This is a genomic window from Bordetella trematum (genome assembly GCF_900078335.1).
Taxonomy (GTDB): Bacteria; Pseudomonadota; Gammaproteobacteria; order Burkholderiales; family Burkholderiaceae_B; genus Bordetella; species Bordetella trematum.
Map to the genome: position 1 here is coordinate 192,423 of NZ_FKBR01000019.1, position 20,708 is coordinate 213,130.

16 protein-coding genes are annotated in these 20,708 nt (G+C 66.5%); 8 read left to right on the plus strand and 8 right to left on the minus strand.

The features are described from left to right. Nucleotides 1–10: 10 nt before the first annotated feature. Nucleotides 11–1,396, minus strand: coding sequence for a phosphomannomutase/phosphoglucomutase (locus A7V84_RS09575; protein ID WP_033535613.1), 1,386 nt, complete (start codon nucleotides 1,394–1,396; stop codon nucleotides 11–13). Nucleotides 1,397–1,592: 196 nt separating this feature from the next. On the opposite strand from A7V84_RS09575, the gene A7V84_RS09580 reads away from it, so the two are divergent. The 6 genes from A7V84_RS09580 (at nucleotide 1,593) to A7V84_RS09605 (ending at nucleotide 8,588) form a co-directional block, all read left to right on the plus strand. Then, nucleotides 1,593–2,204, plus strand: a complete 612-nt coding sequence (locus tag A7V84_RS09580; RefSeq protein WP_025513088.1) for a BPTD_3102 family carboxylase-like protein — start codon at nucleotides 1,593–1,595, stop codon at nucleotides 2,202–2,204. Nucleotides 2,205–2,318: 114 nt separating this feature from the next. Then, a complete protein-coding gene (locus A7V84_RS09585; protein WP_025513087.1) occupies nucleotides 2,319–3,734 on the plus strand; it encodes an FAD-binding oxidoreductase in 1,416 nt (471 codons plus the stop codon). Nucleotides 3,735–3,743: 9 nt separating this feature from the next. Further along, nucleotides 3,744–4,433 carry a response regulator transcription factor gene (locus A7V84_RS09590; RefSeq protein WP_025513086.1) on the plus strand — a complete coding sequence of 230 codons (690 nt, stop codon included), beginning with the start codon at nucleotides 3,744–3,746 and terminating at the stop codon, nucleotides 4,431–4,433. Then, a complete protein-coding gene (locus A7V84_RS09595; RefSeq protein ID WP_025513085.1) occupies nucleotides 4,430–5,740 on the plus strand; it encodes a sensor histidine kinase in 1,311 nt (436 codons plus the stop codon). The genes A7V84_RS09590 and A7V84_RS09595 overlap by 4 nt, the downstream gene beginning before the upstream one ends. A 77-nt stretch (nucleotides 5,741–5,817) precedes the next feature. Continuing rightward, complete coding sequence (locus A7V84_RS09600) at nucleotides 5,818–6,543, plus strand: FadR/GntR family transcriptional regulator (RefSeq protein WP_063491821.1); 726 nt, start codon at nucleotides 5,818–5,820, stop codon at nucleotides 6,541–6,543. A gap of 170 nt (nucleotides 6,544–6,713) precedes the next feature. Beyond that, entirely contained in the window at nucleotides 6,714–8,588 is a 1,875-nt protein-coding gene (locus A7V84_RS09605; RefSeq protein WP_101604595.1) for an LTA synthase family protein, read from the plus strand. Between the two features lie 40 nt (nucleotides 8,589–8,628). On the opposite strand, the gene A7V84_RS09610 is transcribed toward A7V84_RS09605, so the two are convergent. The 3 genes from A7V84_RS09610 to hmgA all read right to left on the minus strand — a co-directional run bounded on the left by A7V84_RS09610 (nucleotide 8,629) and on the right by hmgA (nucleotide 13,803). Then, entirely contained in the window at nucleotides 8,629–10,875 is a 2,247-nt protein-coding gene (locus tag A7V84_RS09610) for a TonB-dependent hemoglobin/transferrin/lactoferrin family receptor (protein ID WP_063491822.1), read from the minus strand. 255 nt (nucleotides 10,876–11,130) lie between these two features. Beyond that, nucleotides 11,131–12,444: a fumarylacetoacetase gene (gene fahA / locus A7V84_RS09620; protein WP_063491824.1), complete on the minus strand. Its 1,314-nt coding sequence runs from the start codon at nucleotides 12,442–12,444 to the stop codon at nucleotides 11,131–11,133. 60 nt (nucleotides 12,445–12,504) lie between these two features. Then, nucleotides 12,505–13,803 carry a homogentisate 1,2-dioxygenase gene (gene hmgA / locus A7V84_RS09625; protein ID WP_063491825.1) on the minus strand — a complete coding sequence of 433 codons (1,299 nt, stop codon included), beginning with the start codon at nucleotides 13,801–13,803 and terminating at the stop codon, nucleotides 12,505–12,507. Between the two features lie 159 nt (nucleotides 13,804–13,962). On the opposite strand from hmgA, the gene A7V84_RS09630 reads away from it, so the two are divergent. After that, on the plus strand, nucleotides 13,963–14,871 hold the full coding sequence (locus A7V84_RS09630; protein WP_025513079.1) for a LysR family transcriptional regulator: 909 nt from the start codon (nucleotides 13,963–13,965) through the stop codon (nucleotides 14,869–14,871). Between the two features lie 17 nt (nucleotides 14,872–14,888). Here A7V84_RS09630 and A7V84_RS09635 read toward each other — a convergent pair whose 3' ends face one another. From A7V84_RS09635 to mutM, 4 genes are all read right to left on the minus strand, one after another. Next, nucleotides 14,889–15,092 carry a DUF2783 domain-containing protein gene (locus A7V84_RS09635; RefSeq protein ID WP_025513078.1) on the minus strand — a complete coding sequence of 68 codons (204 nt, stop codon included), beginning with the start codon at nucleotides 15,090–15,092 and terminating at the stop codon, nucleotides 14,889–14,891. 11 nt (nucleotides 15,093–15,103) lie between these two features. Continuing rightward, the gene (locus A7V84_RS09640) at nucleotides 15,104–16,780 is read right to left on the minus strand and encodes an FAD-dependent oxidoreductase (protein ID WP_025513077.1); all 1,677 of its coding nucleotides are present in this window, start codon (nucleotides 16,778–16,780) and stop codon (nucleotides 15,104–15,106) included. Between the two features lie 118 nt (nucleotides 16,781–16,898). Beyond that, nucleotides 16,899–17,852, minus strand: coding sequence for an MBL fold metallo-hydrolase (locus tag A7V84_RS09645; RefSeq protein ID WP_025513076.1), 954 nt, complete (start codon nucleotides 17,850–17,852; stop codon nucleotides 16,899–16,901). A gap of 136 nt (nucleotides 17,853–17,988) precedes the next feature. Then, on the minus strand, nucleotides 17,989–18,816 hold the full coding sequence (gene mutM / locus A7V84_RS09650; RefSeq protein WP_025513075.1) for a bifunctional DNA-formamidopyrimidine glycosylase/DNA-(apurinic or apyrimidinic site) lyase: 828 nt from the start codon (nucleotides 18,814–18,816) through the stop codon (nucleotides 17,989–17,991). Between mutM and A7V84_RS09655 the strand changes: the two genes are divergently transcribed. Continuing rightward, a complete protein-coding gene (locus A7V84_RS09655; RefSeq protein WP_025513074.1) occupies nucleotides 18,815–20,704 on the plus strand; it encodes a tetratricopeptide repeat protein in 1,890 nt (629 codons plus the stop codon). The two genes, mutM and A7V84_RS09655, sit on opposite strands and share 2 nt — an antisense overlap. Nucleotides 20,705–20,708 lie beyond the last annotated feature (4 nt).

Sequence of the window (20,708 nt, forward strand, 5' to 3'; positions counted from 1 at the left end):
GAGTAATGGCTCAGAAAGGCAGTTGGGCGTTGGGGGCCAGGCGCAGCAATTCGCGCTTGAAGAGATCCTGGATCCGGGACAGGGCGGCGGCATCCTCTGCCTCGAACCGAAGCACCACCACGGGTGTGGTGTTGGAGGCGCGGGCCAGGCCGAAACCGTCCTTGAATTCGGCGCGCACGCCGTCGATGGTGATCAGCTGCAGCGCGTCGTCGAAGCGGCCCCCGGCCTGCAGTTCGCGGATCAACGCATGCGGCTGGCCCTCCTCCATTTCGAGCTTGAGCTCGGGGGTGGAGACCGCCGTGGGCAGCGCTTCGAGCACGGACGACGGATCGGCCTCGCGCGAGACGATTTCCAGCAGGCGCGCGCCGGTATACAGCCCGTCGTCAAAGCCGTACCAGCGTTCCTTGAAGAAGATGTGGCCGCTCATTTCGCCGGCCAGCGGCGCGCCGGTTTCGGCCAGCTTGGCCTTGACCAGCGAGTGGCCGGTCTGCCACATCAGCGGCTTGCCGCCAGCGGCTTCGACGGCCAGCCCCACGTGGCGGCTGCACTTGACGTCATAGATGATGGTCTCGCCCGGGCAGCGGGTAAGCACGTCGCGCGCAAACAGGATGAGCTGGCGGTCAGGCCAGATGATCTGGCCGGATTTGGTCACCACGCCCAGTCGGTCGCCGTCGCCATCGAAGGCCAGGCCCAGTTCGCAGTCGGTGGTGGCCAGGCAATGGATCAGATCCTGCAGGTTGGCCGGGTCGGCCGGGTCCGGGTGATGGTTGGGAAAGCTGCCGTCGACCTCACAGAACAATTCGGTGACTTCGCAGCCCAGGGCACGAAAGAGCGCCGGTGCGATGGCGCCGGCCACGCCGTTGCCGCAATCGATGGCGATTTTCATCGGGCGCGCGAGCTTTACGCCGGCGGCCACGCGTGCGATGTAGTCGGGTACCAGATCCAGGCTGCGGCGCGTGCCGGGGCGGGCCGCAGCCGGCGCCTCGGCGGCCTGCATGGCCTCGCGCAGGGCCAGCACGTCGTCGCCATAGATGGCGCGTCCGCCCAGCATCATCTTGAAGCCGTTGTACTTGGGAGGGTTATGGCTGCCGGTGATCGCCACGCCGGCGCCGGTTTCACGCGTGAACGCGCCGAAATAAACCAGCGGCGTAGGCACGCGGCCGATATCCAGCGTATCTACCCCGCCCTCGAGAATGCCTTCCTGGAGCGCCGTGGACAGCTCCGGGCTGCTGAGCCGCCCGTCGTAGCCAATGACGAGTTCCTGGTTGCCCTCCTGTTTGGCACGTTCGGCCAGAGCACGGCCCAGCGCGCGGGCGAAAACCGTGTCGATCAGATCGGGTACGGTGCCGCGGATATCGTAGGCTTTGAAAACCGAAGCAGGGAAGGTTTGATTCACGGAAAATCCTTTTGACTTGCGGGGCAGCATTATTGGCGTGATTATCCCCTATTTCCATTGCAGTCTGTGTGGATATACCGTCGGGCATTCATCATGAGGTTGCCGCAGGTAACGGGCCACGCCCGGCAGCTGCGTGAAAATGAAACTTTTGTAGAAGTGCTACGCTTATTGCATGAATTTGAACGGGAGGTGGCATATGGATGCCAAGACTTCGTTCGAGACTTCGCTGGCCAGCGGGGCCGGCGCAGCAGAACGCCGACTCGATATCCATGTCGTGGTGCATGAGGATGGCCGCATCGATGCCGGCCGGGCCTGGGAACGCTGCGTATGGCGTGACCAACGTGTCCTGATCGCCGAATGCCCTGCGCCCCGGCTGGCGCCCCGCATGGAACAAACCCTGCGCGATGTCGCCATGCGCATTGCCGCCGACCGCGGCTGGATGGGCCTGGGCACCGTGGTGTTCTCGCTCGACGACGTCAGCGGCCTGTTCCGCCTCATCGAGGCCACCCTGCAGCCCAGCAGCGGCAAAGCCGCCCTCATGGAGCCGCTGGCCGCCCATGCCCTGGAAGTCCATATCGGCGCTTGCGCCGCCCTGGGCCGCCCCGGCGCCAATCTGCTGGTCTGGGGCACCACGCGCGGCGATGCCCTGCGGCGGGCCTACAAGGCCATCACCGACATGCCGGGGCTGGTCGTGCCCGAGAGGGCCTTTCTGCTCAACCGCATCGCATCGCCGGCGTTCTGCTCCGGCCTGACCGGCGCCCGCCTGGCGCGCATCTCCGACTGGAGCGATCACCGCGCCGCCAGCTAGGCCGCCGGGGGTGGCATTGCGCCTCCCGGTCAGGCCGCGCTGACCCTACAATAAGGCGCTGTTTCTGCATCGACGCCCGGCATTGCGCCGGGTGCTACCGCGAGAGCGCCTGACATGACACTGTTGCAAGATCTCCAGTCCCTCCTGGGCCCTGCCCACGTGCTTACCGGCGAGGATGCCGTCCCCTATGCCACCGACTGGCGGCATCGCTACCATGGCCGGGCGCTGGCCGTCGTGCGTCCCGGCTCGACCGAAGAGGTCGCCAGCGTGCTGCGCCTGTGCCGCCGGCACGGCGCGCCGGTGGTGCCTCAGGGGGGCAACACCGGCCTGTGCGGCGGAGCCACGCCGGATGACAGCGGCACCGCCGTCATCGTCAGCACGGCGCGTCTGAACCGCGTGCGGGCGATCGACACCGACAACGACACCATCACGGTCGAGGCGGGCTGCATCCTGCAGGCCGTCCAGGACGCCGCCGAGCAGGCCGGGCGCCTGTTCCCGCTCAGCCTGGCGGCCGAGGGCAGCTGCACCATCGGCGGCAATCTCGCCACCAATGCCGGTGGCACCCAGGTGCTGCGCTACGGCAATGCGCGCGACCTGGCCCTGGGCCTTGAGGTCGTGACCGCCGAGGGCGAGATCTGGCACGGGCTGCGCGGGCTGCGCAAGGACAACACCGGCTACGACCTGCGCGACCTGTACATCGGCAGCGAGGGCACGCTGGGCATCATCACCGCCGCCACCCTCAAACTGTATCCGCTGCCTGTGGCCAGCTGCACCGCGCTGCTGACGCTGGCCAGCGTGGATGACGCGGTCGAACTGCTGTCGCGCGCCCGCGCCGGATTCGGGGCCTCGCTCACCGGTTTCGAGTTGATGGCCGGCGATTGCCTGCAAGCCGTGGTGCGCCTGTTCCCGCAGCAGCGCCTGCCTTTCGAGGGCGCGTCGCTCGAGTCTCCCTGGTATGCGCTGCTGCAACTGTCCGACAGCGAAAGCGAGGCCCATGCCCGCGAACGCTTCGAGGCGGTGCTGGGTCAGGCGATCGAAGACGGCCTGGTCGGCGATGCCGCCATCGCCGAGAACCTGGCGCAAAGCCATGCCCTGTGGCACCTGCGCGAGAGCATCCCGCTGGCCGAGGCGGAGCTGGGCAAGTCGGTCAAGCATGATGTCTCCATTCCCATCTCTTCCATCGCCCATTTCGTGCGCGTGACCAACGCCGAGCTCCAGGAGCGCTTTCCCGGTGTGCGCAATGTGATCTTCGGTCATCTGGGCGACGGTAACCTGCACTACAACGTGACCCGCGGGCAGGGGCAGACCGAGGCCGAGGTGCTGGCGCTGCAATCGGCCATCTATGACGTGGTACACGACAGCGTGCAGGCGCACGCCGGCTCGATCAGCGCCGAGCACGGCGTGGGCCAGCTCAAGCGCGATGAGTTGCCGCGCTACAAGGACCCGGTCGAACTGGCGCTCATGAAGCGCATCAAGGCCGCGCTCGATCCCGAGCGCCTGATGAACCCGGGCAAGGTCCTGCAGGCCTGAGGCGACGCCGTGCACACCGCCAACCTGCGCGTGCTGATCGTCGAGGACAACCTGACGATTGCCGGCAACCTCTATGAATACCTCCAGGGGCAGGGGTTCATTCCGGATGTGGCCTATGACGGCCACGCGGCGCTGGCAATGCTGCAGCAGCAGGATTTCGACTTGCTGCTCCTGGATATCGGCCTGCCGGGCCTGGACGGACATGCGGTGCTGCATGCCTTGCGCACGCGCCTGCGCAAGGCCTTGCCGGTGCTGATGCTGACGGCCCGCGACGGCCTTTCCGACAAGCTGGCCGGTTTCGAGCATGGCGCCGATGACTACCTCACCAAGCCGTTCGCCTTGGCCGAGGTCAAGGCGCGGCTGTTGGCGCTGAACCAGCGCGCCCGCGGCACCGTGGTGGATACGATGTTTCGCTGCGGGCCGCTGGCGCTGGACAGCCGCAGTCGCGAAGTCTCGGTGCATGGGCGGCCGGTGCACCTGGCGCGCAAATCGGTGCGCATCGTGGAAATGCTGTTGCGTGATCCGGGCAAGCTGGTGACGCGGCAGTCGCTGGAGGCCGCGCTCTGGGGCGACGAGCCGCCGGCCTCCGATGCGCTGCGCAGCCAGATGCACTTGCTGCGCCGCGCCCTCGCCGATGCCGGCTTTGATGGCATCGAGACGGTGCATGGCGAAGGCTGGCGGCTGGTGGAGCCTGCATGAGCGCCCGGCAGGGTACGCTGACCCAGCGAGCGGTCTGGGCGCTGACCAGCATCGTGGCGCTGTTCGTCACCGCGCTGGCCCTGTTCTCCTACCTGACCTTCGATCAGATGGAAGACGAGCTGGTCGACGATATCCTCGCCACCGAAACCGCGCGGGTGTTGCAGCACCTGGCCACTGAACCGGACTACGTCCCGGCGCGGGGCGCGCGCGAGCTGGGCGGCGCCATGCACGCCTGGCTGCAGACGCCGGGAGAGCCCAATGACGATCTGCCCGAGCCGCTGCGCGGGCTGGACACCGGCCCGCACCTGCTGGAGCCGGGGGCCGATACCTGGCACGTGATGGTGGCCGACGCCGGAGAGGGCATCGGGCGGGTCTATGTGCTGTACGACGCCACCGAGAACGAAGCCCGCGTGCTGGACTTCGGGCTGTTCGTGCTGGGCGTGGGAGCCGTTTGCATCATCATTGCCTATGGCCTGGCGCGCCGCCTGGCCGGCTATGTGGTGCGGCCGCTCAACGAGGTGACCAACCGGCTGGTCAACTGGGCGCCGGGCGCGCCTGACATGACGGTCACGCGCGATGACGAGGCCGGACGGCTGGTCGAGGCCTTCAACCGCGTGCAGAACCGGGTCGACCGTTCGATCGCCCGCGAACGAGAGTTCGCCGCCAACCTCAGCCACGAGGTGCGCACCCCGCTGGCCAGTATCCGTTCCGACAGTGAAATGCTGCAAATGAGCGCGACCGCCACGCCCGAGATGCAACGGCGCCTGCAACGCATCATCGACGACGTGGACAGCATCTCCGCTTCGCTGGAAAGCGCCCGCGCCATGGCGCGCGATGAGCCGCTGGCGCCCGAAACCGTGCTGCTGGCCGAATGCATGCAGGCCGCCTGGCAAGGGCTCGAGGCCAGCGCCGAGCGGGCCGGCCTGGTGTTCATCAACGCCATCGATCCGCAGGCCAGCCGCGAGCTGGACCGCTATGCCTTGCTGACCGTATTGCGCAACCTGCTGCGCAACGCCATCGAGCATGCCGCGCCGGCCACCCTGTACGTCAGTCTCGACCACCAGGGCCGGCTGGTGCTGGCCGACGACGGGCGGGGCATCGCGGCCGCTGAGCTGCCATTCGTGTTCCAGCGCTATCACAGCGGCCGGCTGCGCGACAGCGCTGCGGTCTCCGCGCACGCGCTGCCGCATGGGCTGGGGCTGTCCATCGCCAAGCAGGTCTGCGATATGCAGGGCTGGCATCTGACGGTCGAGTCCCACTGCGAAGGGCCGGAGCGTGGCACCCGCTTCACGCTCAGCCTGGCCTGAGTCGCCGCGACCGCACGGCGGTATACTGGTTGCTCGCTTTTCTGGATTACCCCGCTCATTTGCGGGTAATTGTCATCATGTCCTCGAATACTCCGGCCGAGGCAGCTCCCCGGCCGCGCAATCTGGCCTGGTCCCTCGTGGCCAGTCTGGCCCAGCGCATCCGCTGCGGCGATATTCTTCCCGGCCACAAACTTCCCTCCGAGTCTGCCCTGATGCAGGAGTTCGGCGTGAGCCGCACGGTTGTGCGGGAGGCACTGTCACGCTTGCAGGCGGCCGGTCTGGCCGAGACCCACCATGGCGTGGGCAGCTATGCCTTGCAGTCCCCTCACGGGGACTTTCGCATCGACCCGGCCGATATCGCCACGGTACGAGATGTGATGGTGCTGCTGGAACTGCGTATCCCGGTCGAAAGCGAGGCCGCCGGCCTGGCTGCGCTGCGCCGCTCCGTCCAGCAACTGCAGGCCATGCGCCGTGAACTGGATCGCTTTGCCGTGGCCATCGACGAGGGCGGCGATACCGTCACGCCGGACTATCAGTTTCATTTCCTGATCTCCCAGGCGACCGGCAATCGTTATTTCGCCGAGCTGATGGCTGGCCTGGGCGCAGCCATCATTCCACGCACCCGCATCAGCGCCCAGCGCATCCAGCCCCAGGCCAGCCAGCCTTATCTGGCGCGTCTGCTGGTCGAGCACGAGATGATCTACGACGCCATCGAGCGCCAGGATGCCGATGGCGCCCGGGCCGCCATGCGTTCGCACCTGGGCAATAGCACCGAACGGCTGCGGCGGGCGCAAAGCCTCTGAGGCGCGCCGCCATGCGGCGCGTTGCAAAAATTGACCAAAATTTGACCCGCCGCAGTTATTCTCCTGTTTCGCAGTGGTGCCCCGGCCGCGGGGGGATGCATCACGCCTACTGATTAACGGAGTGGATAGTGCGACGATTGACCCTACGATTCGTAATCGCGGTTTTGTTGATGCTGACTGCCAGCCGTCTGGGGCTGGCCTTCTGGCAATGGGACCGTGTCCAGGCTGCCGGCGGGCTGTGGCCGGTGATTTTCGGCGGCTGGCGCATCGACCTGGTGCTGGTCGCCATGTTGTCGGGCCTGCCCGCCGTGCTGTCCTACTGGTTCGGGCATCGTCCGCTGGCCGTCAAGATCACTGCCTGGTGGTTCCGCCTGTGCTGGATGCTGTATGTGCTGCTGGAGGTCTCCACGCCGCAGTTCATCCTGGAGTACGACACCCGGCCGAACCGGCTGTATTTCGAGTACCTGGTGCACCCGCGCGAAGTCGCCGGCATGCTCTGGGAGGGGTACAAGCTGGTGCTGCTGGGGGCTTTCGTGGTGTTGTTGATCGCCGCCTGGCTGTCGCTGCGCCTGTTCCCGACCCGCCTGCTCGACCCGCGCATGAAGTGGTGGAAGCGGCCCATCGCCACGGTGCTCACCCTGGCCATCGTGGTGCTGGCCGCGCGCGGCACGCTGCAGCACCGCCCGATCAATCCGTCGATGGTGGCCTTCAGCGGCGACGCCATGGTCAATACCTTGCCGCTGAACTCGCTCTATAACGTGGCGGATGCGGCCTACCGGATGCGCGATGAGCGCTCGTCCGCGGCGCTCTATCCCAAGATGGAAGTCAGCCGCATGAATCAGATCGTGCGCGAGGCTTCCGGGATCGAAGGCCCCGAGCTCTACCCCGAACTGCCCAGCGCCCACGTGCAGAAGGCCACGGTGCGGCGCGACAAGCCCTATAACCTGGTCATCATTCTGCAGGAAAGCCTGGGGGCGCAGTATGTCGCCAGCCTGGGCGGCAAGAACCTGACGCCTGAGCTGGACAAGCTGGGTCAGCAGGGCTGGATGTTCCATCGGGCCTATGCCACCGGCACGCGTTCGGTGCGCGGCATCGAGGCCGTGACGGCGGGCTTTCTGCCGACCGTGGCCGAGGCGGTGGTCAAGCTGCCGCGGGCGCAGACTAATTTCTTCACGCTTGCCGCCTTGCTCAAGGCCCATGGCTTCCATTCGCGCTTTGTCTACGGCGGCGAGTCGCACTTCGACAATATGCGCGGCTTCTTCCTGGGCAACGGCTTTGATGAGGTGGTCGATCGCAAGGACTTTGTCGATCCGGTGTTCGTGGGATCGTGGGGTGCGTCCGACGAGGATATGTTCACGCAGGTCGATCGCCTGTTGCGCACCGACAGCGACAAACCGGTCTTCACCCTGGCCTTCTCGGTCAGCAATCACTCGCCCTGGGAATACCCCGCGGGGCGCATCGAGCCGCAAGGTGATCCGGCCTCGGTGGAGAACACCGTGCGCTATGCGGACTGGACCATCGGTCGCTTCTTCGAGAAAGCCCGCAAGGCGCCTTATTGGGACAACACCGTCTTTCTGGTGATCGCCGATCACGACTCGCGCGTGTTCGGCGCCAACCTGGTGCCGGTGCGCCACTTCCAGATCCCGGCCCTGATCCTGGGCGCCGGCATCGAACCGCGCCAGGATGATCGCCTGGTGAGCCAGGTGGATATGGCGCCCACACTGCTTTCGCTGATCGGGGTCGATAACGTCAATCCCATGCTCGGCTCCGATCTGACGCAACGCAGTCCCAATCGCGCCATGATGCAGTACGGCGATAACTACGGCTATCTGAGCGGAGACGATCTGGTCGTGATCGAGCCGCGCAAGGAGCCGACCACTTATCGCTATACCCGTCGCCCCTATGATCAGAGCGACAGCTATGACCCTATCGCCAACCAGCCCTCATTGACCGAGGTGGCGCTGGCGTACGCCCTGTGGCCCAGCTGGGCCTACCGCGAAGAGCGTTATCGCCTGCCGCCGCAGACGGCGGCGCAACAGCAGTAAGGGATGGCGGCTGCCGGCCCCGGGCCGGCAGCCGTGATCCTCAGAAGCGGGCCACCAGATTCAGCGCGAAGTGGCGTCCCGGGGCCGAGTAGCGGTTCAGGCCCTTGGGATCGACCTCCAGGTTACGCAAGGTGTTCCATTCGAAGTAGCGACGATTCAGCAGGTTATAGACGCCGGCATTCAGGGTGATGGCGTCGGACAGCCTCCAGAAGGCGCTCAGATCGACCAGGTGCACCGCGTTGCTGAGGAATTCGGCCTCACTGCTGCTGGGGCCATCGTAATCATATTCAGTCCGCCGAGTATCGGCCGCCCGCTTCGCCCATCGTTGGGTGAGCGTGAGGGTAGCCCCCCATTTCGCCTGCGCGGCGGTATAGAACACCCTCAGCTGGGCCTCATCGGGCTGCAGCGCGCGCAGACCGTCTCCGGTGCTCGTGCCGCCCCGTACGCGTGTGACCCGTAGCTCCGCGCCCAGGCCCGCAGCCAGACCCAGCAGCTTGTGCGCATCGAGTGTCGCGCGCAGTTCAAGGCCCTGCACCCACGCCTGATCGACGTTGTGCGGGCTGTAGACGCTTTCGCTCAGAAACTCTCTGCATCGGCGCTTTGCGCATCCGGCGCTGCCCCATTGCGGATTTTTGATGAGGCGTTTGCTGTAACGCTCCTCGATGAAATCCTGGTAGCGGGTACGGAACACGGTGACGGCCACGCTGGCGCCCGGCCACTGACCCGAGAGGGTGAGGTCCTGGTTCAGGGCTCGTTCGGGCTTCAGGTCGGGGTTGGGCTCATAGAAGTTGCCGAAGGTCTCGAAGTAGAAATAGAGGTTTTCGGCGGAAGGGGCGCGAAAACCCTGCGATACGCCATAGCTCAGCTTGAGGCCGGCCGGCAGGCGGTAACCCAGGCGGGCGAAGCTGCTCAGAGCGCTGAAGCGCTTGCGGCCATCGACATCGACATGTCTGGGCTCCCTCAGTGTCGTCGCCTGGCGCGAGTGCGTATAGCGATCCAGTCGCAGACCGACGCTGCCGTCCAGGTGCTCACCGAAGGCAAAGCGGTCGCTTGCCTTGAGCGACAGCGATGACACCGAGACCGGATTCATCAGGCGATAGGCCAGGACTCGGGTGCCGCGTTGTTCAAAGAAGGCGTCTACGTTGTGGTCAGAGGAGCGCCGCCGCCCGAGGCTGGCCTCGACTGACAGCGCGTGGATGCCCAGCGCACCTGTCAGAGGACGGCTTTCGAACGTGCTGCGCCACTGGATGTCGTCTTGACGAGAGCTGCGGTCGTAGCGCCGGTCAAGCGATTGCCTGCGCGCGTGGTAGCGATCGGTGATGGTGCGCTGGGACTGCTGCTGCAGATAGAGCCCGGTTTCGAAGCGCTGGAGCAAGCCGTCCTGCAGCATGGCCCGATAGACCAGGGCCTGTCGGTCGTAGGGGGAGCGGTCGTGGATGTTGCGTATATCCCATGAGGCGCGCGACAGCGCACGGGTCAGGCGTTCCTTTCTGAGCTGCTCGTAGGTGAGTTGGACGCAATGGCCGACGCGAATGCACACGTCGAGCTTGCCCAGCAAGGCTTCCGAGCGTTGCCGGACCGGATCGGGTATGCCGCGCTGATCTCCCAGGATGTCCTGGCCGGCGCCGTAGTGGCGCGTTTCGCGTCCGTCACGCCGCGTGTACTGAAGAAAGACACTGCTGCCGGTGCCGAAGCGGGCGCCCAGGCCGGTGACGGCGAGCTTTTCACGGTTGCGCGATGCATAGCCGACTTTTCCGTAGGCGCCGAAGGTATGGCCCGGCGAAACGAAATCGTCGATGTCCTTGGTGACGAACTGCACCGACCCGCCGATACCCCCGCTGCCTGATTGCACCGAGTCGGCGCCTTTATGCAGGGTAACGCTTTTGACGTGTTCGAGTTCGACGCCGTTGCGGTTGCCGTTCAGAAACCCATAGCTGGCGTATATGCCCGGGATGAGGGGGTCGGCTTGTGGCATGCCATCGACCGTGACGGCGACACGGGCGCCATCGACGCCTCGCATGGCGTAGCCGTTGCTGTTGCCGCGATTGCCTTCGTTGACCGCAATGCCGGGCTCATACCGAACCAGGTCGCGGCTGTCGAAGACATTGTTGCGGGACAGTTCCTCGGCATCGTACTGGGCGGAGGAAGGACCCTCGTCGGGCGAGTTTCCCTGGACGGGGATGGCGGGAAGTTGCCAGATCGGGTCGGCCGTGGCCGGCCCGCAAGCGGCTGCCGAAGCGATCAGCGCAGGGAGAAGAAGGCGGGGGGGAGAGTGGCGTTTTCGCATGGTTTTCTGTGGGGTGAGGGGGATGGATATCCCGACAGAAACCAGGCGGTACGAAACCGTGGAACGAGAATGGGCGGAGCGAGAACGGGCGCTGGGCGGCGCAATGCCGAAGGAGCATGACGGCGGCTGTGGACAGGAACATGCCGGCATCATCCCCGGGGCGGGGCGGCAGTTCGTCCCGCCCCGGGATATTCAGATCAAACCCGAGGCCTGCTGTTGCATAGCCCGCAGGCTGCAGTCTTTGCCCCGCTTGGCTCAGGGGCGCGCGGCGCTGACCGTGCCGACGCAGGCGCCAAAGCCGATGCGCGGATAGCCCGGCTTGATGCACTCGGCACGCATGATCACCTGATCGCCGTCTTCCAGGAAGGTGCGCGTCTCGCCCCACGGCAGCGTCAGCGGCTGCTTGCCCCCGGCTGTCAGTTCGAGCAGCGAGCCGGCTTCGCTGGCCTGCGGGCCGGACAGCGTTCCGGTGCCCAGCAGGTCGCCGGGTTGCAGGTTGCAGCCGTTGACGGTGTGGTGGGTGATCAGTTGGGCCACATTCCAATAGGCATCACGGAAGTTGCTGCGCGACAGCGCGGCGGGCGCTGCCTGCCTGGCACGCGAGGCCTCGGTGGTCAGCAACACTTCCAGTTGCACATCGAAGGCGCCGTGCGCCTGGTTCTCGGGCGCGCTCAGGTAGGGCAGGGGCTGGGGATCTTCTTGCGGGCGGCTCCAGGGCGCCCGGAACGGGGCAAGCGCTTCCAGCGTCACGATCCAGGGCGAGATCGTGGAGGCGAAATTCTTGGCCAGGAAGGGTCCCAGGGGCTGGTATTCCCAGGCTTGCAGGTCGCGTGCGGACCAGTCGTTCAGGATACCCAGGCCGAAAACATGGGTTTCGGCGTCGCCCAGCGCGATGCGTTCGCCTTGCGGGTTGCCCTGGCCGACGAAGATGGCGAGCTCCAGTTCGTAATCCAGGCGTTGGCTGGGGCCGAAGGCCGGCGCGGCGTTCTCGCTGGGCGGGCGCTGCTGGCCGACCGGGCGCGGGAAGACCTGTTCGACGCCGATGGAGGAGGCGCGGCCGTGGTAGCCGATGGGCACCCACTTGTAGTTGGGCAGCAGCGGGTTGTCGGGCCGGAACTGCTTGCCCACCGCTGTGGCGTGGTGCAGCGAGATGTAGAAGTCGGTGTAGTCGCCGATGCGCGCCGGGGTGGTGAACTCGGCGTCCGCCTGAGGCACCAGCAGCGGTTCGATCAGCGTGCGCTGGGCAGACCCTTCGCGCAGCGCACGCGACAGCGCCAGACGCAGTGCGCTCCAGGCCTTGGGACCGAGGGCCATCAGGGCGTTCAGATGGGTATCGGCGCAAGCCTGCAGGGCATCGGCGGCAGCGCCCTCGAAAGGATGCGCCTGGCGCAGCGCGCCCAGGTCGACGATGGCTTCGCCGATGGCCACGCCGGGGCGGAACGCCTCGTTCGTGCCGCGCCGGCGAAAAGCCGCGAAGGGCAGGTTCTGGATGGGGAAATCGGTGGCGCCGTCATTGGCGCTGCTCACCCAGCTTTTCAGGGTGGCGTCGTGGGTTTCGTTCAGAGTCATGCGTCGCTCAGGTCTCGATGGCGGAAGGGGGGGCGCATGGTATGCGCCTCGGATCGTCTGTCAGGCCTTTTCGGGGTTGAAGTGCTTTTTCAGGCCCTGCCAGCATTGATAGTAGTCGGCTTGCAACTGCGGCGAGCCCAGCGCCTGCTCGGTCGGGCGGATCACGCGGCGGGTCTCGAACATGAAGGCCATGGTGTCGCGGATGTAATGCGCCTGGCTGGTGTCCGCCGTACTGGCTTTCTCGAAGGTGTCGGCATCGGGGCCGTGGCCGCTCATGCAGTTGTGCAGGCTGGCGCCGCCCGGTGCGAAGCCTTCGGCCTTGGCGTCGTAGATGCCTTGAATGAGGCCCATGAATTCGCTGGCCACGTTGCGATGGAACCAGGGCGGACGGAAGGTGTTCTCCATCGCCAGAATGCGGGGCGGGAAGATGGCGAAGTCGAGGTTGGCCGTACCCGGCGAGTCCGACGGCGAGGTCAACACCGTGAAAATGGACGGGTCGGGGTGGTCGTAGCTGATCGAGCCGATGGTGTTGAAGCGGCGCAGATCATATTTGTAGGGGGCATGGGTGCCGTGCCAGGCCACGACATCCAGCGGCGAATGCGTCAGCGGTGCGCGCCAGAACCCGCCACTGAACTTGGCGATCAGTTCGAAGTCGCCTTCGATGTCTTCGTACCACGCCACCGGCGTGAGAAAGTCGCGCGCATTGGCCAGGCCATTGGAGCCGATGGGGCCGAGCTCGGGCAGGCGCAGCGGCGCGCCGAAATTCTCGAGCAGGTAGCCACGCGCCTCGGCATCGAGCAGTTCGACGCGAAAGCGCACGCCTCGCGGCAGCACCGCGATCTCCAGCGGCGCAAGCTCGATCAGCCCCATCTCGGTGGCCAGTCGCAGGCGACCGAGTTGCGGCACCAGCAGCATTTCGGCGTCGGCGTTGTAGAAGAACCGGCCCTGCATGCTGCGATTGGCCGCGTACAGATGGATGCCGACGCCGGAGAGCTCCTCGGGGCCGCCATTGCCCCCCCATGTCTGGACCCCCTCGATGAAGTCGGTCGGTGCGGTGGGAATGGGCAGAGGGCTCCAGCGCAGCTGGTTGGGCGTGACCGGGCCGTGGCCGAAACCGCCCAGCCAACGCGGCGCGCCTTCATAAGGCAGGAAGGGACGATGCACGACGCCCGGGCGGATGCGGTAGAGCCAGGAGCGGCGGCTTTCGACGCGCGGCACCGTGAAGGCGCTGCCCGAGAGCTGCTCGGCGTACAGGCCGTAGGGGCATTGCTGGGGCGAGTTGCGGCCGGTGGGCAGCGCGCCCGGCAGGGCTTCGGTGGCACAGGCGTTGCCGAAACCGGATTGGTAGTTCAGCGGCATGGTTGTCTCCAGGCGGGGGCGGGCGGCAAGGCCCCTTGTATTCTCGGGTGGGCCGGAAGGCAGGTCCCGGCAGGCTGTCCATTCTGCGCAAAATTGCCCACCCTGCCTATGGGAATGTATAAATAGAAGATATAAATTTCATGAATAGTAGGGGGCGTCGTGGATGGCTTGCGCAAGGTCGACCTGAATCTGCTCGTGGTGTTTCAGCACCTGCTCGAAGAGCGCAACATATCGGCCGTGGCGCGCCGCCTCGACCTCTCCCAGCCAGCGGTCAGCAATGCCTTGCGGCGTTTGCGCGCGGCCTATGGCGATGAGCTGTTCGTGCGTACCGGGCAGGGCATGCAGCCCACGCCGCTGGCCGAGGCCATGGGTGGGCCGGTGAGCGAGGCGCTGTCGTTGCTGTCGCATCTGGCCGACGCGGTGCAGCCCTTTGATCCGTCCGTCAGCCAGCGCCGCTTGCGCATCGCCATGACCGACGTGGGCGAGATCCATTTCATGCCCAGTCTGATGGAGCTGTGCGCGCGTCACGCGCCGGGAGTGCGCATCGATTCCTTGCGCCTGGCCGGCGCCGACCTGCAGCGCGAACTCGACGCCGGGCGGGTGGATCTGGCCTTGGGCGCCTTCGAGGGACTGGGCGGCGGGGTGGTCCAGCGCATGCTGTTTCGTCAGGGCTACGCCACGCTCTATCGCCGTGGCCATCCGCGTGCGCATGCCGGGATGAGCGTCAGGGCATTCCGGGCCGAGCGGCATCTGATCGTCTCGCGTGCCGCGCCCGAAGGCCAGGTCAACCAGGCGCTGGAGCGCGCCGGCCTGGCGCTGGCAGAGCAGTTCAGCGTGCCGCATTTCTCCGCGGTGCCTTATATCGTGAGCACCACGGATCTGCTGGCCACGGTGCCCCAGAAGCTGGCGGCCAGCGCCGCGCCGCATTTTGGCCTGCAATGGCTGATGCCGCCCGTGAAACTGGCCGCCCTGCAGACCAACCTCTACTGGCACCGCCGCCTGCAGCGCGATGGCGCCAACCAGTGGCTGCGCCATCTCATCATCGATACGTTCGCCGACCGCGCCTGAGGCCGGGCGAGCCGGGCTCAGGCGGCTGGTTGAACCGATTCCCGCGCCACGTCCAGGGCCTGGCGCAACACCTTCATGTCGCCGATATGGTTGGCCAGCACCAGGATCAGGGCGGCGTTCAGCTCCCGGCTCTGGGTGTCTTCCAGGTCCTGGTGAGCGTCGAGCAGCGCCTGATAGAACGCATCGGGCGCGGCCAGGTTGGGGGTCAGGATCAAGGACATGGGAGCTCCTTTCAGGCGTGTCCGGCGGCACGCGCCAGCGCGCGGCGCAGCGTTTCGGCGTCCGGGCTGCGATGGCGCGCGGCGATATGCTGGTCCGGGCGGATGAGGTAGCAGGTTCCGGGCGTGGCGTCGTAGCGCTGTCTCAGCACGCCCTGGACGTCGGTCACGCAGCTCAGGCCGGCCGGCGCCGGCCAGAACGAACCGGCGGGACGCACCAGCAGGATGCGTGGCGCCAGCGGGTTGGCCGCCACCGTTTTCAGGTCGGCCAGCCAGGCCGCCATGGGTGGGGCATTACCGCAAAAGAGCACCAGGGAGAATGCGCTGTCGAGTTGCTGCAGCCACCAGCCGGGGCCGGCGTCGGTCTCGATGGGGGCGTCGGCAGCGACGCTGCCGGGCAGCATGCCGCCCGTGAAGACGTCGCTGTCTTCGGTATTCAGCGGGGAGCCGTCATAGCGGGAGGGCAGCGACAGCCGGCCGCTGTTGATCAGGCCGCGGGCAAACGGATGGCGCCGTGCCAGGTTCAGCACGGCATTGCGGAAGTGGCGGCTGTTGTCGCTTTTGGGCGTGATGAAATCGGTGGCGCGCGAAGAGTTCAGGATGTTCTCGTCGGCGGCCAGCTCGCGCTCGACGGCATAGCTGTCCAGCAGACTGTCCGGAGCGAGCCCATCGAGCACCAGGCGTAGTTTCCAGGCCAGGTTTTCGGCGTCCTGCACGCCGCTGTTGGCGCCGCGGGCGCCAAAGGGAGAGACCCGGTGCGCGGCATCGCCGGCGAAGATCACGCGGCCATGACGGAAACTGTCCATGCGTTCGCACGCAAAGGTGTAGACGCTGACCCATTCCAGTTCAAAGCGCGCCTGCGGGCCCAGCAGCGCGCGGATGCGCGGCAGCACATTGGCCGGTTTTACCGCTTCGACGGGGTCGGCGTTCCAGCCCAGCTGGAAATCGATGCGCCAGACGTCGTCGGGCTGGCGATGCAGCAGCACCGACTGATTGGGGTGAAAGGGCGGGTCGAACCAGAACCAGCGCTCGGCCGGAAAGGGCGCGGTCATCTTCACATCGGCGATCAGGAAGCGGTCCTTGAAGATGCGGCCATGGGCCTCCTGGCCCAGCAGCTTGCGCACCGGCGAACGCGCCCCGTCGCAAGCCAGCAGCCAGTCGGCCTGCAGGCTGTAGCCGCCGTCGGGGGTTTCGATGCTCAGGCGCACGCCGTCGGCGAGCGCCTGCACGCCGGTGACCTTGTTCTTCCAGCGCAGCTCGATGGCCGGCTCGGCCTGCACCGCCTCCAGCAGGAAGCCTTCGGCGTAATACTGCTGCAGATTGATGAAGGCCGGACGTCGATGGCCATTCTCGGGCAGCAGGTCGAAATGACAGACCTCGCCCTCGCCGAAGAACACCCGGCCCACGTTCCACGACACGCCCTTGTCGACCATGCGCTGGCCAACGCCCAGGCGATCCCAGATTTCCAGCGTGCGCTTGGAAAAGCAGATGGCGCGGGAACCGGTAGACAGGCGGCAGTCATCGTCCAGCACCACCACGCGGCACCCCTGACGCGCCAGGTCCAGCGCGGTGGTCAGGCCCACGGGCCCGGCGCCGACGATGACGATGCTATGGCGGACAGGCGCGCCGGACCCTTGGTCGGCGCAGGGCTGGTAGGCGAACTCCAGCGCTTGGTAATCAATGTCTCCCACGACGATCTCCTGCGTGGATTTTTATCGTTGCGGCCGCGCATGGGCGCGCGCAGGCGCGGCCCGCTCTTGACGGCGGGCCTGCGTAATACCAAAACCAAAGGCGGCGCTCCGGCCGGGCTCAGCCTTCCAGCTGTTGCCACATCTCCAGATCGCGTTTGTCGGTCCAGATGCGCGGATCGACGATGCCGCTGGCCTCGTCATAGGCGCGCGACACATCGAAAGGCATGCAATGATCGAAGATCACCCAGTCGCTGTAGCGCGGCTTCATGAAGTCATAGACCTCGCGGTAGATGGTCTTGAGATCCTTGCCCTGGGCCACGCCGCGGTTGACCGCGCCGTACAGATCGGTCAGGAAGGCACGGGTGCCCGCCAGCGCCTGTCGGACCTCGGTGGCGTTCTTGAGGGCCGGGCCGCGGCCCGGCACCATCTTCTCGGCCTCGAAGCCGGCCAGTGCATCCAGGGTGGTGGGCCAGTCGCGGAAGTAGGCGTCGCCGCAATAGGGCGTGGATTGATACTCCACCAGGTCGCCGGCGAACAGGATCTTCTGTTCAGGCAGCCAGGCAATGGTGTCGCCCTTGGTGTGGCCGCGCCCGACCTGCAGCAGCCGGACCTCCAGGTCGCCCAGATTGACCGTCATCTCGCCCTGGAAGGTCATGGTGGGCCACACCAGCCCGGGCGGAATGGATTCCGCGTTGCGGAACAGGCGCGGAAAACGGCCGATTTCGCTCGCTTTGTCCTGTTCGCCGCGTTCGGCGATGAGGTCCCAGGTATCGCGGCTAGCGAGAATTTCCTGGGCCTGGTAGGCGGACGCGCCGAAGACGCGCACGGCATGGTAGTGCGACAGCAGCACGTACTTGATGGGCTTGTCCGTCACTTCGCGGATGCGCCGGATGACGTCCTGGGCCATGACCGGGGTGGCCTGGGTGTCGATCACCATCACCGCCTCCGAGCCGATGATGACGCCGGTGTTGGGGTCGCCCTCGGCCGTATAGGCATAGGCGTTGTCGGAAAGCTTCTCGAAGGAAACGACCTTGTCTTCCAGGTCGGCGTGCGAGGCGAATTGTTTGCTCATTGCTGTCTCCATGTCCTTGGGCGCGCGGGCGCAGCGGGTAGGTGAAGACTATAGAGGGGCGTTCGTTTTTGTGCAATACGTTTGCTATAAACGAATTACCTAGGCGCGCCGGGGCGTCTGGGGGGCGCGGGCGGGATCAGCGCTTCTGGCAGCGGGGGCAGAAGTAGGTGGCGCGCTGGCCCTGGATGATGCGCCGGATGGGGGTGTCGCAGAGGCGGCAAGGCTGGCCGGCGCGCTCATAGACGGCGGCATGGATGGCAAAGTAGGCCCCCGGCTCGCCAGTGGCGTTGACGTAGTCGCGCAAGGTGCTGCCGCCGCTTTCCAGGGCGTCGGTCAGGGTGGCGCGGATGGCCTGGGCCAGCCGTTCGCAGCGCGGGCGTGACACCCGGCCGGCAGCCAGGCGCGGATCGATGCCGGCGCGAAACAGGCATTCGGAGGCGTAGATATTGCCCACGCCAACCACGGCATGGCCGGCCAGCAGGGCTTGTTTCACGGCCACGCGCCGCCCGCGGAAATGGTCATGCAGCCATTGTCCATTGAAGCGTTCGTCGAACGGCTCTATGCCCAGCCCGATGAGCAGGGGGTGGGCTTCGATGGGGCCTGCCTGGGCCGGGTGCCACAGGACGGCGCCGAAACGACGCGGATCGTGCAGGCGCAGAATGGCATGGTCGAAAACCCAGTCGACGTGATCGTGCTTGCGCGGGGCTTCGTCCAGCGGCACGCGCCGCAGCGAGCCCGACATGCCCAGGTGCACGATCAGTACGCCATGCTCGAAGTGCAACAACAGGTATTTTCCACGGCGGCCGGTACCCAGCACGCGCCGGCCGGAAAGCAGGGCGGTGAGCCCCTCGGCTATCGGCCAGCGCATGCGGGATTCTCGCAGCACCAGATCGCGCAAGGTCTGGCCGCTGATGACGGCGTCGATTCCCCGACGCGTGGTTTCGACTTCAGGCAGTTCCGGCATGAGCCAGTGTAAGATGGACAATTACGTGTACGAAGATTGTGCCACCAACCGGACGGGCCGCGTGAAGTTGTCGTTCAAACACATTAATTATGGATTGGCCTTGCTGGCGCTTTCGCTGGCGAGCGTGCAGGCAGCCCCCCTCTTGGCTGCAGGGCCTCGTCCTAGCGGCGACGCGACCGGGCCGCGCCTGATGGAAATGCCTCAGGAGCCGGAAACCCAGGTCATCCGCCTGCATCCGGGGCAGTTGCCCGACGTCAATCTGACAGGCGATCTCTTTTACCGCCTGGTGGTTGCCGAAGTGGCCGCCCAACGCGGGCTGTACGGACGGGGAGCGATGACGCTGCTCGGTTTGGCCAAGGAAACCGGCGACCCGCGCCTGGCGCGGCGCGCCCTGGAATTCCAGCTGGCGGCTGGCAACCTGGCCGGCGCCCTGGATGCCTCGCGCACCTGGGCCAGCCTGTCGCCCGGCGATATCGAGGCCAGTTCCACCGAGCTGGCGCTGGCGGCGGCCAACGGGCAGACCGAAGGCCTGGCGCGTGCGCTGCGCGAACGCATTGACGCCACGCCCGACAAAGCCGGCGGCATCGCGCAGGCCATGGGGGTACTCAGCCGCATGAGCGACCGCCGCCTGGCCCTGCGTATCCTCGACGAAGCCTTGCCCGACAATGTGCGCAAGCTGCCAACGGCGCATCTGGCGCTGTCCGATGCCGCCCAGGCGGCGGGTGACTTCTCGCGTGCCGACGCCGAGGCGCGTGCCGCCCTGGCGGCCGACCCGCGTTCCGAACCGGCCGCCCAGCGTGTGCTGGAGTACGGCTCGCATATCGATCCTGCCAAGGCCGAGGAGGCTGCGCGCGCCTTCATCGCCCGTAATCCCAATGCCCGCAAGCTGCGCCTGATGCTGGCCGGCCAGATGGCCGAACGTGGCGACTATGAGGCCGCGCAGGCCGAGCTGGCCGCCATGGCGCGCAGCGCGCCCGAAGATTTCGATCTGCTCTTCATGCAGGCGCAGCTGGCCTACAAGGCCGGTCAGCTGGACCGCGCACGCGCCCTGCTGCGCCAGTACCTGGACGTCCAGAACCAGCGTCAGCAGTCCACCGCGCCCGGCTCCACCGACGCCGGTGCGGCGGCAGCCGATGCCCACGTGCTGCTGGCGCGCATCGCCGAGGATCAGGGCCGCTATGACGAGGCCATCGCCGAGCTGGGCAAGATCGATGATCCGGGCATGCGCTACGCGGCCAATATGCGGCAGGCCACCCTGCGTGCGCGCCAGGGCCGCGTGGACGAGGCGCTGGCGCTGATCGCCGCGGCCCGCGCCCAGGACGAAGAAGAACAATTGCTGGGCCTGCTGACCCAGGCGCAGATCCTGCGTGATGCGTCGCGCGTGCCAGAGGCGGTGGCCCTGCTCGAGAAGGCCGATCGCGACTATCCCGACAGCGTCGAGATCAAATATGAGCTGGCCATGCTGCAAGAGCGTCTGGGCCGCATCGACCAGCTGGAGAAACTGCTGCGCGAAGTGATCTCGCTGGAGCCGGAGCACGCCCACGCCTACAACGCCCTGGGCTATACCCTGGCCGATCGTAATCAGCGTCTGCCCGAGGCCCTGGACCTGATCACCCAGGCGCTTGAACTGGCGCCGGACGATCCCTTCATCCTGGATAGCATGGGCTGGGTGAAATTCCGCATGGGCGATCTGGGCGCGGCGGCCGAGTACCTCAAGCGCGCCTACAGCCTGCGCCCCGAAAGCGAGATCGCCGCTCATCTGGCCGAAGTGCTGGCTGCGCAGGGCGAGCGCGCGCAGGCCGAGGCCTTGCTGCGCGACGCCTCGCGCGCCGATCCGCGCAATGCATTGCTGCAAGAAGTCATGAAGCGCCTGGAGATCCAGCCGTGAGCGT

Coding starts and splice junctions, on each gene's coding strand:
- A7V84_RS09580 (WP_025513088.1), top strand. CDS start 1,593: ATGGATGCCAAGACTTCGTTCGAGACTTCGCTGGCCAGCGGGGCCGGC.
- A7V84_RS09585 (WP_025513087.1), top strand. CDS start 2,319: ATGACACTGTTGCAAGATCTCCAGTCCCTCCTGGGCCCTGCCCACGTG.
- A7V84_RS09595 (WP_025513085.1), top strand. CDS start 4,430: ATGAGCGCCCGGCAGGGTACGCTGACCCAGCGAGCGGTCTGGGCGCTG.
- A7V84_RS09600 (WP_063491821.1), top strand. CDS start 5,818: ATGTCCTCGAATACTCCGGCCGAGGCAGCTCCCCGGCCGCGCAATCTG.
- A7V84_RS09605 (WP_101604595.1), top strand. CDS start 6,714: ATGCTGACTGCCAGCCGTCTGGGGCTGGCCTTCTGGCAATGGGACCGT.
- A7V84_RS09610 (WP_063491822.1), bottom strand. CDS start 10,875: ATGCGAAAACGCCACTCTCCCCCCCGCCTTCTTCTCCCTGCGCTGATC.
- fahA (WP_063491824.1), bottom strand. CDS start 12,444: ATGACTCTGAACGAAACCCACGACGCCACCCTGAAAAGCTGGGTGAGC.
- hmgA (WP_063491825.1), bottom strand. CDS start 13,803: ATGCCGCTGAACTACCAATCCGGTTTCGGCAACGCCTGTGCCACCGAA.
- A7V84_RS09635 (WP_025513078.1), bottom strand. CDS start 15,092: ATGTCCTTGATCCTGACCCCCAACCTGGCCGCGCCCGATGCGTTCTAT.
- A7V84_RS09645 (WP_025513076.1), bottom strand. CDS start 17,852: ATGAGCAAACAATTCGCCTCGCACGCCGACCTGGAAGACAAGGTCGTT.
- A7V84_RS09655 (WP_025513074.1), top strand. CDS start 18,815: ATGAGCCAGTGTAAGATGGACAATTACGTGTACGAAGATTGTGCCACC.
- mutM (WP_025513075.1), bottom strand. CDS start 18,816: ATGCCGGAACTGCCTGAAGTCGAAACCACGCGTCGGGGAATCGACGCC.